At 52.8% G+C, this 12,938-nt stretch carries 13 protein-coding genes and 1 rRNA gene; 3 read left to right on the top strand and 11 right to left on the bottom strand.

All coding sequences use genetic code 11. The annotated features are described in order from the left end of the window. Positions 1 to 37: 37 nt before the first annotated feature. The 9 genes from AB1763_06015 to AB1763_05975 all read right to left on the bottom strand — a co-directional run bounded on the left by AB1763_06015 (position 38) and on the right by AB1763_05975 (position 9,775). Positions 38 to 1,240, bottom strand: a complete 1,203-nt coding sequence (locus AB1763_06015) for a PilT/PilU family type 4a pilus ATPase (GenBank protein MEW5832374.1) — start codon at positions 1,238 to 1,240, stop codon at positions 38 to 40. A 7-nt stretch (positions 1,241 to 1,247) separates the two neighbouring features. After that, a complete protein-coding gene (locus AB1763_06010) occupies positions 1,248 to 2,231 on the bottom strand; it encodes a transaldolase (GenBank protein MEW5832373.1) in 984 nt (327 codons plus the stop codon). Positions 2,232 to 2,279: 48 nt separating this feature from the next. Beyond that, positions 2,280 to 4,076 carry a DUF4105 domain-containing protein gene (locus tag AB1763_06005; GenBank protein ID MEW5832372.1) on the bottom strand — a complete coding sequence of 599 codons (1,797 nt, stop codon included), beginning with the start codon at positions 4,074 to 4,076 and terminating at the stop codon, positions 2,280 to 2,282. A gap of 57 nt (positions 4,077 to 4,133) precedes the next feature. Beyond that, positions 4,134 to 4,580, bottom strand: a complete 447-nt coding sequence (locus AB1763_06000; GenBank protein MEW5832371.1) for a DUF3015 family protein — start codon at positions 4,578 to 4,580, stop codon at positions 4,134 to 4,136. A 109-nt stretch (positions 4,581 to 4,689) separates the two neighbouring features. After that, positions 4,690 to 5,247: a hypothetical protein gene (locus tag AB1763_05995; protein ID MEW5832370.1), complete on the bottom strand. Its 558-nt coding sequence runs from the start codon at positions 5,245 to 5,247 to the stop codon at positions 4,690 to 4,692. A gap of 152 nt (positions 5,248 to 5,399) precedes the next feature. Then, complete coding sequence (aat, locus tag AB1763_05990; GenBank protein MEW5832369.1) at positions 5,400 to 6,044, bottom strand: leucyl/phenylalanyl-tRNA--protein transferase; 645 nt, start codon at positions 6,042 to 6,044, stop codon at positions 5,400 to 5,402. Next, on the bottom strand, positions 6,044 to 8,224 hold the full coding sequence (gene clpA / locus AB1763_05985) for an ATP-dependent Clp protease ATP-binding subunit ClpA (protein MEW5832368.1): 2,181 nt from the start codon (positions 8,222 to 8,224) through the stop codon (positions 6,044 to 6,046). Before clpA ends, aat begins: the two co-directional genes overlap by 1 nt. Before the next feature lie 2 nt (positions 8,225 to 8,226). Beyond that, positions 8,227 to 8,520, bottom strand: a complete 294-nt coding sequence (locus AB1763_05980) for an ATP-dependent Clp protease adaptor ClpS (protein ID MEW5832367.1) — start codon at positions 8,518 to 8,520, stop codon at positions 8,227 to 8,229. Positions 8,521 to 8,539: 19 nt separating this feature from the next. Continuing rightward, the gene (locus AB1763_05975; GenBank protein ID MEW5832366.1) at positions 8,540 to 9,775 is read right to left on the bottom strand and encodes a PLP-dependent transferase; all 1,236 of its coding nucleotides are present in this window, start codon (positions 9,773 to 9,775) and stop codon (positions 8,540 to 8,542) included. A gap of 85 nt (positions 9,776 to 9,860) precedes the next feature. On the opposite strand from AB1763_05975, the gene bioD reads away from it, so the two are divergent. The 3 genes from bioD to AB1763_05960 are packed head-to-tail and all read left to right on the top strand — an operon-like array spanning position 9,861 to position 12,342. Continuing rightward, on the top strand, positions 9,861 to 10,511 hold the full coding sequence (bioD, locus tag AB1763_05970; protein MEW5832365.1) for a dethiobiotin synthase: 651 nt from the start codon (positions 9,861 to 9,863) through the stop codon (positions 10,509 to 10,511). Positions 10,512 to 10,528: 17 nt separating this feature from the next. Further along, positions 10,529 to 11,398: an aspartate carbamoyltransferase catalytic subunit gene (locus tag AB1763_05965; GenBank protein MEW5832364.1), complete on the top strand. Its 870-nt coding sequence runs from the start codon at positions 10,529 to 10,531 to the stop codon at positions 11,396 to 11,398. Beyond that, the gene (locus AB1763_05960) at positions 11,398 to 12,342 is read left to right on the top strand and encodes an aminodeoxychorismate synthase component I (protein ID MEW5832363.1); all 945 of its coding nucleotides are present in this window, start codon (positions 11,398 to 11,400) and stop codon (positions 12,340 to 12,342) included. Before AB1763_05965 ends, AB1763_05960 begins: the two co-directional genes overlap by 1 nt. Here AB1763_05960 and AB1763_05955 read toward each other — a convergent pair. Continuing rightward, on the bottom strand, positions 12,339 to 12,581 hold the full coding sequence (locus AB1763_05955) for a helix-hairpin-helix domain-containing protein (protein ID MEW5832362.1): 243 nt from the start codon (positions 12,579 to 12,581) through the stop codon (positions 12,339 to 12,341). The genes AB1763_05960 and AB1763_05955 overlap by 4 nt on opposite strands. Positions 12,582 to 12,820: 239 nt before the next feature. Next, positions 12,821 to 12,936, bottom strand: a 5S ribosomal RNA gene (gene rrf, locus AB1763_05950). Positions 12,937 to 12,938 lie beyond the last annotated feature (2 nt).

Raw genomic sequence — 12,938 nt, 5'->3', positions numbered from 1 at the left:
AAAAAACCTTATCGTATCCTAAAGTTTTCGTTCCGCGTCAGCGTTTGAGCCCGATGTAGTCTTCTTCTCGGAACTCCTTGGGAGAATCGTCGACACCCAGTTTGTCTTTGTCGACTTTGGAACTCAGCCCTTCCATTTTGAGCTTCAGATCCGACGACGACGTTGCGTAGGACAGCGCCTCTTCACGGCTGATCCGTCCCGCCTGATAGAGGTCAAGCAACGCTTGGTCGAACGTCTGGGATTTGTAGAGTTCTTTCCCTTCCGCGATCGTATCGGGGATTTCGATATCGCGGTTCTCCGCGATCAGCTGCTCGATCCGGGGAGTGCGGACCAAAACTTCCAAGGCGGCAACCCGTTTTCCGTCTACCGTCGGGACGAGCCGCTGCGAAATGACCCCTTTGAGTACCGAAGCGAGCGTCATCCGCACGCGGTTTTGCTCTTCATGCGGGAACACCGAGATGATACGGTTCACCGTCTCTTTCGCATCGAGGGTATGGAGGGTCGAGAAAACCAGATGACCGGTATCGGCGGCATGGAGCGCGATTTCGATCGTTTCGACGTCACGCATCTCGCCGACGAGGATGATATCGGGGTCTTCCCGCAAGGCGGCACGCAAAGCCGAACTGAAACTCCGGGTATCCTGACCGACGCTGCGCTGGTTGATGATGCATTTACGGTCTTTGTGGACGAACTCGATCGGATCTTCGATCGTAATGATGTGTTTGCGGCGGTTGTTGTTGATTTCGTCGATGATCGCCGCCAGCGTCGTCGATTTACCGCTCCCCGTCACCCCGGTGACCAGTACCAGTCCCCGTTCGATCTGGGTAAAGCTGTGTACGACTTCGGGCATGTTGAGCTGGTCGATGGTCAGGATCTTCACCGGTATCAGACGGAAAACGGCGGAAATCCCTTCCATCTGGAAAAAGATATTGATACGGAAACGGGTATTTTCGTCAAACGGGTACACCAGGTCGAGCTCTTTTTTCTCGACCAGCTCGGGGAAACGGGTACGGAGCAGTTCTTTGGCAAAAATCAGAGCGTCGTCTTTGGACAGGATTTCCCCCGAAAGCGGAACGATATCGCCGTTGATCCGCGCACGGACGACGGAATTGGCCTTTACGTGAAGATCGCTTCCCCCCGCTTCGACCATCCGTCGAAGGTAGCCGCGGATCTTTTTCAAAACCTCGAAATTGAGCTGGTTGACGTCGACTTGATGCAGACGTTGGATCTGTTCGTTCATGTCCGGTTTACTCCAGTGCGCTTAGGATCTCGTCAAATGCGATCTTGAAGGCTTCGAGCCCTTCTCGGATCTGTGCGTCGATGATGCTTTCCATCGATACCCCCGCGGTGGCAACCGCATTCATGTGTTCTTGGATCGTCGATTCCGCCAGCGGCAGCTTCATCGTTTTGTCGCCCCCGCGAACGTACGCCTCGATCGTCGGAACGGGGGCAGTGTTGACGCTTCCGGGAGCCAGCAGTTCATCGACGTAATACGAGGCCCGCATATCCTCTCCCTTCACTCCCGTGCTGGCAAACAGCACCCGGCATTTGGGGACGCGTAGCGCTTCGACGCGGTTATAGATGTCTGCGGCATTCATGATCCCCGTCAGCCCAGGAGCAACCCCTTTGGAAGCGAGGATCGCGTCAATCGCGCGGTCGATTCGACTGACGAAGACGCTGATCACCGTGTCGGCCGGCGCGGACGCTTTTGCCGCCGCACGTTCAAACGCACGGGCGCAGGAGATCGCCTGGGAAACCGAAAAAATCAGCGTCGCGTTGACGGGAATGCCCCTCGCCGCGAGTGCTTCCATAGCCTGATAACCTGCTTCCGTCGCCGGTACCTTGATCATCACGTTGGGGCGACCGATCGTCGCATGCAACCGGATCCCTTCGCTGATCGTCCCCTCCGCATCCTCACACAAAAACGGATCGACTTCGATACTGACGTAACCGTCGTCTCCCGCATCGTAGAGGGGGCGCAGGATATCGGCCGCTTTTTGAATGTCATAGACCGCCAGGGCCTCGTATTTCTCTTTTGCCGAAAGTTCTCCCAGCCCCGAGAGCTGTTCCTTGTACGCCGGAGAGGTCAAGATCGCGCTTTTGAAAATCGCGGGGTTGGACGTTGCACCGTTGATAATCCCTCCCGAAATGAGATCTTTGAACCCTTCATCCAGAAAGGTCCGCTCGATAAAATCGGCCCACAGGGCGAAACGTGATTCGGCGATGTACATAAAAAAAGGCTCCCTAATGCAAAGTGAAGTTATTATGCCCAAAAAGAGCTAAAAATAGAGGTTCGTCCCGAACCGTATCCGCTCTTCACGCGTATGCTGATCGTGGATTTCATAGGCGGCGAACAGATTCCCGCCGCTCCCCCACTGCCACAGGTGCGAAAACGAAATTTTCGTCTTCCATGGGGCTTCAATGTAACCGATGCGGGCTGCTTCGAACGATGTTTTCATCCGTCCCGTCCAGGTGATGCCTCCCCCGACACACAACCCGATCCCCGCATCCGTATCAAACCCGAGCCGCACTTCCGGTTCACTCAACAGATAACCGTAGAGCCGATCCTCGCCCAGCGCCGCCCCCGCACCTACGCGGGTGACGAAACTGAGGCGATCTCCGCCGTACTCGCGGTCCCACCCGCTTTTCATCCGCCAGGAAAAAGGTTTGAAAAAGCGGCTCACCGGAGCGATCGAAGCGAGTGAAAGGAGGGTAAACTTTTCCAGGGTCACTTTCGAGTCCTCAACCCCCAAAAGCGTATCGAGAAACTCGATCTGGGCACCTGCCAGATGCCCCGTATCGTCTTCCTCAAGATCATGAAACGCCGGCCGCCATCCGATCAGCACGGGAGAGCGTTCATCCCCCCACCCTTTGGCCAGCCGGATGCGAGCGGCGTTATGTGACGTATCGGGGTTGGCTTTTTCATCGACTACCAAGGGTTCTCCTTTCCCCAGCAAAGCCCGCTGGGAGAGGAGTGCATGATAGCGTTTGGCATAGACTTCTTTGGGGATTTTTCCTTCGATGTAGCGGTATTCGACCAGTTCGGCCGCCGCTTCGAGAACGTAACGTCGTTCCTGGATCGACATTCCCGATGTTTCCAGGTCGCCGGGTTCCATTTTCCCTTCCTGCAGCGCGTGTACCGCTGAAATCCCCTCCGCGCAAAGGCGACGCTCGTATTCGAGCAGTTTCGTCCGTTTGGAAGGACGGTAGTGTCTGGCTTCCACCAGTCCCTCGGCTTCGAACGCCCGTACGGTCTCGGGAGGGATCACGTAATAAAAGAAATGTTCGCGCAGCCGCACACTCGGTCGCGCCACTTCCGTCAGCCAGAGCATATGATACGAGCAATTTTCGTCAAAAAAATAGTACCACGAATTGATCCGCTGGAGTTCCCAGATGTGCCGCACCATCGCCATGACCTCATCGCGGGTGAGGTTCAGATCGTATTCCCAGACGTCCCGGGTCTCGGTATCACGGTACTCTTTGAGTTTTTCGTAATACGGCAGCATCGAATAATAGCCGTAGTATCCGCCGAACAACCCTTTGTAGGCGAACAGCAATCCGTTGGTGTCCTGCGTATGGGCGGCATAATTGATCGCGTACGACATCAGCTTGCTTTCCATCGACGAATCGATCCGCAAAAAGGTATGGCCGAACATCGACGCGGGCGAATTGATGTGCGCACTCGGAAAGACGAGGGTTACCTTTTGGGGATCCAGTTTTTCAAGCAGCGTTTCGTATTCACGGCATTCCCCCCGGCCGAAGGAGACGTGTAGCTCTTTCTCCAGCCACGCCCTCCGGGCGGGGAATCGGCAAAAAGGGCTTTCATCGCTACGGTTCACGTCGTCGTTGAGACGGCGGATCGTTGCTTCAAGCTCGGCGCGGGGATCGTTTTTCCCCATTGGCGAAAGAAAAAACGCCGGGTCGTCGATCTCGCTTTCCTGGTACGGGGCATGCATGAGCAGATGCCAGTATCGGGTATCGGAAAGATTCATATCACGGGAGAGTGCGATGAGTTTATCGGTCGGCGTTCCCCAGACCGCCAAACTCATCGCACACAAAAATACGAGAAGAGGCAAAAAAAACCTTTACTGCAAACTAAAACGCTCCCGCATCCGCGGGAGGATCGAAAAAGATTAGCCGGCGATCGTCGCGACGTTATCCATCACGGATGCCATATCGGCTTTTTCGCTTGTGTAAATGGCGTTGTAATTCGCCTGCAAAGTTGCGGCAAATGCCGCTTTGTCTTCAACGTTGAGCAATTCCGCCAGCGTGTCGACGCTCTCACCCTGACCGATCGCGATCTCGCGGGAAAGCTGATCCATATTCGACGCGACGAACTCGGCCGCACGTTCGTTCAGTACCAGTCTAGCACGCTTACAGCCCGACGTTCCCGATGTAATCCCGAACGTCTGATTCCCCAGTGTCGTGTTGGTAGTCGCCTGAAGCGCCAACATCAATGCCGAGCTGTCGTCTTTGATAATCTGCGATCCAAGGCCGCATCCCGTCTGATTGTTCACCGTTGCAAAGCCAGCCGTACTCAGCGCCGCAACCGCAGCGATCGAAATAATGATCTTTTTCATGTAAAAACCCCTTTTCATAAGAATTCACAAAAAGTATAGGTGATCCCACCTTAAATTTACCCACTTAAAAAATTCCGGGACTAAGTACAGCCGCAGAAACAGTAAAAAGTCAGTTCCGAATCAGTTCTTTAAAACGTGGGTCGGTGATCGTTTGATGAACCAACTGTTGCACAGCCGGAAGATACGAACGCTGCATCTCACTGCATGCTGAATAAGCAGTGAAGCTCGACTCATAATCGTAACGTGACGTCACACTCATGCTTTTCCCGTTAGAGGAGGTCAACTTCAGCGTATGCTCCCAGTATGCATTCCCAAGGACGGTACTGCCGTACACATTTTCCAGATATCCCGAAACCGTTAAGTTCGATTTCGGATCGTACATGTCGCCCATTTCGAGCTCAACCGCCAATGCATCTTCGACGTATTTGGCGAATGTCATGCCGTCGGGGGTTCCTACCGGAGTAGCCAAACGGCACATAACCTTGGCTTCACCTTCATTTTTGGCTTTGAACGCAGCGATTTTGACCGTCGTTTTTTCTTCGCTGTGAAGATTTTTAACCGCACGGATATTTTGAGGAGAGCTTGCGTAGTTGGGAACTTTATTCGCACAACCGGACAATAGTAGCAAGCTTGCGAGAGCAACGGATGAAAACAAAAGATTGCGCATGATTCACCTATCCTTCTGTAGGAGTATTTTAGAAATATTAAGTATTCCTTAAATTGATTCTACTTTTAAAAAGATTACGATATGTTTAAAGTTATTAAAAATCATGGTTCATTTCATACATTTGAATATTTTAAACCGTACCTGCACAATATTTATGCCGTTTTTGCCCCATCCAACCGCTTTAAAAACTCTTCGCGCGACACTTCCCGCGCACCGAGGCTTTTAAGATGTTCGGTCGGGACCTGACAGTCGATAAAATCGATCCCCCATTCTTCGGTTTTCGCGATCAATGTTGCAAGCGCCGCTTTGGAAGCATCGCTCACCTTTGCAAACATCGATTCGCCGCAAAACACTTTCCCCACCAATACGCCATAAAGCCCGCCGACGAGTTCCCCCTCGCGATAGGCCTCTACACTGTGGGCATATCCGAGTGCGAAAAGCTCTTCATAAGCGTCGACCATTTCGGGAACGATCCAACTCCCTTTTTGCCGTTTTCTAGGAATTCGTGCGCATTCGCGAATCACTTCAGAAAAGGCCGTATCGAAACGTATGTCGAAGGAGTGCAGTTTTTTGCGCAGGGAACGATGCAGTTTGAATTCGTCCGGTACGAGAATCAACCTTGGATCGGGCGACCACCATAGAATCGGGTCTCCCGCAGTATACCAGGGAAATATCCCCATCCGGTACGCCATCATGAGCCGTGAGGGCGAGAGATCGCCGCCAAAAGCGACGATACCCTCTTCCGAAGCGCTTCGGGGATCGGGGAAAGCAAGATGATGGGGAAGCTTGGGGATCATCAGAGGAACCGGAACTCCAGTCGGTCGGAATAGTCCACAAAAACTTTTCCGCCACCAGCCAATTTTCCGAACAGCATCTCATCCACCAGCGGGTCTTTGATTTTTTCCTGAATAATCCGGGCCAAAGGCCGCGCGCCCATTGCTTTGTCGTAACCCGTTTTCGCCAGATAGGCTTTTGCGGCGGGTGCGACCTCGACGAAAACTTTTTTCGGTTTGAGCTGGGCATTGAGCTGCACGATGAATTTGTCCACGATCCCCTCGACAACCGTCGGCGGAAGGGCACCGAATTCGACGACGGCGTCCAGACGATTTCGAAACTCCGGGGTAAAAAAGGCTTTGAGTGCCTCGTGTCTGGAGATCGAGCTGTCGGCATTGAACCCCATCACGTTGCGCTCGCTCGCGCCGATGTTGGAGGTCATGACCAACACCACATTGGCAAAATTGGCTTTAAAACCGGTATTGTCGGTCAGGGTGGCACTGTCCATCACCTGCAGCAGTACGTTCATCAAATCCGGGTGGGCTTTTTCGATTTCATCAAGCAAGAGCACCATGTAAGGGTGTTTGCGCACCGCTTCGACCAGCAATCCTCCCTGCTCGAATCCCACATACCCAGGAGGGGCTCCGATGAGGCGGCTGAGCGCATGTTTTTCCATGTACTCGGACATATCGAACCGTTCAAAATAAATCCCGAGTTTATCGGCCAGGGATTTGGCCAGTTCGGTTTTTCCCACCCCCGTCGGTCCGGCAAACAAAAACGATGCGATCGGCTTGTTCGGAGCACTCAACCCGGCATAAGAGCGCTTGATCGATTTGACGACCAGCGTTACGGCATGATCCTGACCGATGACCGATGATTTGAGTTCCGCTTCGAGGCCGGAAAGTTTCTCTCGGACATCCTCACCCATTTTCGATACCGGGACACCCGTCATTTTCGAAATAACCGTCTCGATGTCGTGCGGAGTGATCGTACGGCGTTTGTGCTTGGCCAGATGAAACGACGCTCCCGCCTCGTCGATCAGATCGATCGCCACATCGGGCAAAAAACGGTCGGTGATGTATTTTTTGGAAAGTTCCACCGCACTGCGAAGCGCTTTATCGGTGTACTTCACGCGATGATGTTGTTCATACCGCCCGCGCAATCCTTTGAGGATCAGGAAACTTTCTTCCATGCTCGGTTCTCCGACGTCGATTCGGGCAAAGCGGCGACTCAGGGCGCGGTCTTTTTCAAAGACGTTGCGGTACTCCGCATGGGTCGTTGCTCCCATGCATTTGATCCGGCCCGAAGCCAGGGCCGGTTTGAGCTGGTTGGAAGCGTCCATACTCCCGCCACCGACCGCTCCGGCACCCACAATCGTATGGATTTCGTCGATAAACAAGATGGCGTTGGGATGTTCTTGCACTTCGTCCATGACCGCTTTGAGCCGTTTCTCGAAATCGCCCCGATACTTCGTCCCCGCCAGCATCGCCCCCAGATCAAGCGCAAAAATTTCCGCGTCTGCAAGGATGTCAGGAACTTCTCCCGCCACGATGCGCAGCGCCAGCCCTTCGGCAATCGCCGTTTTCCCGACTCCGGGTTCCCCGATCAAAAGAGGATTGTTCTTTTTACGGCGGCATAACGTCTGAATCGAACGTTCGATCTCGTTCACGCGTCCGATGACCGGATCGATTTTCCCCTCTTTGGCCAAGGCAATCAGATTGAGGGCATATTGCGCCAACGCCCCTTCGATCCCGTCGTTTGCGGAAGGTTCGTTTCCGATGTTCCGATGCGATATCGCTTCGAGGACATCCACCCGCTCAATCCCCTGTTCGTGCAGGAGGATGCACGCATAGGTATGGTTTTCCTCAAAAATCGCCGCCAGCAAATCCCCGACGTCGGCGTACTCTTTCTGGGCACTGCGGACATGATGCATCATCCCCTCCACCATCCGTGCGAGGGCGACCGTCTCGAACGGTTCCTGGTTCACGTCATCGGGAAGCGGTTCGATCATCCGGATCAGGTAGGTGCCCAATGCCTCTTTCATATTCTCGACGTCCCCGCCGCATTCGCGGATCACGGTTTCCCCTTCCGAAGAGTTCAGAAGTGCGAGCATAACGTGTTCGATCGTCAGGTATTCGTGACGCTGGTGTTTCGCAAACGCCAGGGCTTTTTGAAAAATCGCGTTAAGCTCGCTGCTGACCATTTTTACGCCTCCTCGAGTATCGCTTTTAGGGGGAAACCGTTTTCACGCGCCGCCACACCGACCTGATAGACTTTCATCTCGGCGATTTCATACGGATAGACGCCGCACAGACCGCGCCCTTTCTGATGAACTTCCATCATGATCGCATGGGCTTCGTGAAAGTTTTTGCGAAAAACACGGATCAAAATATCGACGACAAAATCCATCGACGTATAATCGTCGTTCAGCAAAAAGACCTTGTACTGTTTGGGATGGGTGAGCGTCGTTTCGTTTTCCAACTCATGTTTCAGCGCCATATTGAACTATACCCTATTTTTAGAAATTTGCCGAACGAATGAAATCGTCGATAATCGCTTCAGGACTTTCAAGACCGATCGAAATACGTACAAGTCCCGGGGTAATCCCCAAAAACTCACGCGTCGGTTCGTCAAAATCACGGTAAATCGTCGATCCCATATGCAATCCCAGCGTTCGGCTGTCCCCGATATTGGCGGTGATGGTAATCAATTTCGAACGGTTCAGGAACTCGAACGCCGCTTCTTTGCTCCCCAGATCGACGGTGAGCAGCGTCCCGCACCCGTTGGCGAACTGCGTCTTGTAACGTTCATGGTGCGGATGATGCGCCAGCGAAGGGTGGTTGATTTTCAATCCTTTGGCATCGAGCGCCCCGGCCACTTTTTCGACCGATGAAACGATTCGGTCCAGACGCAGCGGCAGCGTCTCGAGCCCCAGCATCGTCAGATAGCTCCCGAAACCGTTCGCGCTCATCCCGAAATCACGGAGAGCCCGCTTTTTGGCATTGGCCACAAGGGCCATAGCCCCCATTTTTTGGATGAAAGGTTCAACGTCACGGTAACGGGGCGTCTTGAACTTGTCGTTGCCTTCCGAAATCGCACGGAAAACCACCGCCCCGCCGAGCGCCGAAGCGTTACCCGTAATGATTTTCGTCGTCGAATAAACGACGATGTCGGCCCCGAGGGCCAAAGGAGAGACGCTAAGCGGGGTGATCGTATTGTCGACGATCAGCGCAACGCCGTGACACTCCGCGATATGAGCGATGCGGGCGATGTCGGGAAGGCGCATGTTGGGGTTCCCCACGCTTTCGAGAAAAATGATCTTGGTCGCCGTATTCACCGCTTCGTCGATCGCTTCGAACGCATCCACGTCAAAAAAGCGGGTTTTGATCCCGAAACGCGTCAACGTCTCGGAAAAATACGAATATGTGCCGCCGAAAAGTCCGCCGACGCTGATGATTTCATCTCCCGCGCGCAGTAGACTCAGGGTCGCCATCGCGGTTGCCCCCATGCCCGAAGATGCGGCTATCGCCCCGATCCCTCCGTCCATCGACGCCAGAATCTGCTCGAGCTGGGCAGACGTCGGATTTCCGACCCTCGCATACAGAGGTTTTTTGACCGATCCGTCGAATATCCCTTCCCCGGTCTCACTGTTGCCGTATCCGAACGACGCGGAATTGACCATAACGGGGCTGATGGCTCCCTCTTTTTTCCCTGTCTGTTGAACAAACCGGGTCGTAAATTCTTCAAAACGCATAACGGTATCATCCTTACGGCGCAATAGCCGTGTTTTATCAATTTTATATTACAATTTCGGCAATTATAACGAAAAAGAAATTGCATTGGCCAAACGAATCTTTGTTACCGCCACCAACACCGACATCGGCAAAACCTATACTACCCGGCTATTAATCGACGCCTACAGCCGCATGGGTCTTCGTGTAGGGGTATTCAAGCCGATTGAAACGGGTGTAAGGGATATTCCCCAGGACGGCAAAGCGCTGTGGGATGCGGCATGCATCCATAATCCGCCGCTTCGTTCGCTCAGCCTCGAAGAGATCGTTCCTCTCCGGTTCCCGCTCCCGGCCGCCCCATACGTCGCCGGCGGCGCGCAACCGATCCCGTTGGAGCAGCTCGACGCCGCATTCGCAAAAATCGAATCCCTCTGCGACATCGTTCTCATCGAGGGGGCCGGAGGGCTGTTTGTTCCGATCGATCGGGAAACGATGATGATCGATCTACCGCGCCGTTTCGATGCCGTGACCTTGTTGGTAACCCACTGCCGGCTGGGATGCATCAACGACACTCTGCTCAATCTCAAAGCGCTTGAAGAAGCACGCCTTCCCCATGTCTGGGGATTCAACTGCCGCGACGAGGATTACTCTTTTGAGCAAACGTCGCTTCCCTATTTTGCCGATCGTTTCGACAAGCTATACGTTATAGGGCGCGACATCGATGCGATAGCCCGCGCACTTTTGGATACAATTGCATAAGCCATAGAGGAGAGAGCATGCGCCATTTGATACGAACCGACGATTTTTCGACCGAACAGATCGAGTCTGTCCTGCACGACGCGGAACACTATCTGGGAGGGCGGTTCGATCCGATCCTGCGCGAGAAGATCATTATCACCCTCTTTTTTGAAAATTCCACCCGTACGAAAAGCTCTTTTGAAATCGCCGCCAAACGGCTCGGTGCCGAAGTAATCCACCTCGATGTCCAGAAAAGTTCGACGAAAAAAGGGGAGACCCTCGTCGACACCGCTATGAACCTCGATGCGATGGGACCTCATGCCATGATCGTCCGCCATGCGCATGCGGGGGTTCCGAACATCCTTGCGCAACACACGGCCGCTTCGATTATCAACGCCGGAGACGGCGCACACGCACACCCGACACAAGCGTTACTTGATCTTTTTACCCTGAAACGCCATTTCGGAAATCTCAAAGGAAAAAAAATCGCCATTGTCGGCGACATCAAAAATTCCCGCGTCGCCAACAGCAACATTGAACTGCTCACGCGGTTCGGTATGGAGATCACGCTGGTGGCACCGCCTCACTTTCTTCCCGAAACGGGATTGAACACAACCCACAACCTTCGCGGAGTTGTGGACAACGTCGATGCGATCATGAGCCTACGGACGCAAACCGAGCGCCATTCTCATCAAACATACGGTTCACTGAAGGATTACGCCAGCGATTTTTGCATTACCCGGGAACTGATCGGCGATCGCGATCTTATTCTCCTCCACCCCGGACCGGTCCACCGGAACATCGACATCGACGATGCCATGCTCAAAGACCCGCGCTGTAAAGTCCTCGAGCAGGTCAAAAACGGCGTTGCGATCCGCATGGCCGTCCTCAAGGCGCTAATCGCCTGATGTATGAGCGCTTCACCCGGCTCATCGCACAGGGTATCCCCGTTTTTTTCCATACCGACTTCAAAGGGGAACACTTAAGCTGTTATCCCCTTGAAGCGCTTGGCGAACACGATATCGAATTTAGTTTTTCCCCTGCTGGCGTTCCTACGGGCAACGTACCGCACAAGCCCTTATTTCATCCCGTTTCGCCGGAATCATACAAAATCCGGTTCGATCGGATTCTTGAGCATATCCGCGCCGGGAACACCTACCTTCTTAACCTGACTCAACCCACCAAAATCACAACACCCCACTCGCTTGATTCGATCTACGCTATGGCACATGCCCCTTACAAGATGCGGTTTGGGAATCGCTTCGTCTGTTTTTCACCCGAACCCTTTATCATGATCGACGAAACCTCACGTATCCACACCTACCCCATGAAAGGGACGATCGATGCCGCTCTTCCGAACGCGATAGAAACCATACTCAACGATCCGAAAGAGACAGCGGAACATACAATGATCGTTGATCTTCTGCGCAACGATCTTGGCATTGTCGCACGCGATGTAAAAGTCGAAAAATTCCGCTACATCACAACCATCGACACCGGGATCAAACGTCTTCATCAGGTGAGTTCACACATCAGCGGACAACTCGACGCAGAGTGGAAAAAACATGCGGGAGATATTCTTCGTGCACTTTTACCCGCCGGGAGTATCAGCGGCACACCGAAGAAAAAAACGGTCGAAATCATCGAAGAAGTCGAAGGGTATGAGCGGGGATATTTTACCGGGATATTCGGCTACTACGACGGAGAGAAACTTTACAGTGCCGTTGCGATTCGCTATATCGAACGCAACGAAGACGGCGAGCTATTCTACAAAAGCGGCGGCGGAATAACCGCCGAGAGCGACTGGGAAAGAGAATACAACGAAATGATCGACAAGATCTACATTCCCTAACGCAGCGATACCTCTTTTTTCATTTTTTCGAAAGTTTTCGGACCGATCCCCTTGACATTGATGAGTTCGGAAACGTTTTTAAAGCCGCCGTGCGATTTGCGGTACTTGATGATTTCCTGGGCTTTCGTGGGCCCGATCCCCCTGAGCGTCTGCAACTGCGCCGAATTGGCTTTATTGATGTTGACGACACCAAACGCTACCGACACCAGAAGGAATAACAAAAACAACAGCTTGAGCATATTAGACCTTTGTGCAAAGATAAATATACTATAGCATAATTTAACATTTTTTATTGTATTTGGATAAAGATTATAACGTTAGGTAATTGTGCAAGACAGCTACAAAGGGAATACAATCATTTAAAGTGAAACGATTTGACAGTAAATAAAGGAAGAATATAAGAATTGATGATTTATAAGATTGATGGTTAGTCAAGAAGTATTTTATTATGAGGTTTTAGGGGAATAATAATCTTGCGGCCTGGCGGCGACCTACGTTTCCACACCTGAAAGGTGCAGTATTATGAGCGAAGAGGGTCTTAGCTTCCGGGTTCGGAATGGGGCCGGGCGTTTCCCCCTCTCTATAGCCACCAGAGC

The sequence above is a fragment of the Campylobacterota bacterium genome (assembly GCA_040752835.1).
Taxonomy (GTDB): Bacteria; Campylobacterota; Campylobacteria; order Campylobacterales; family Sulfurimonadaceae; genus Sulfuricurvum.
The sequence above is the reverse complement of the archived record's forward strand: the minus strand, read 5'-3'. Positions and strand labels throughout refer to the sequence as shown.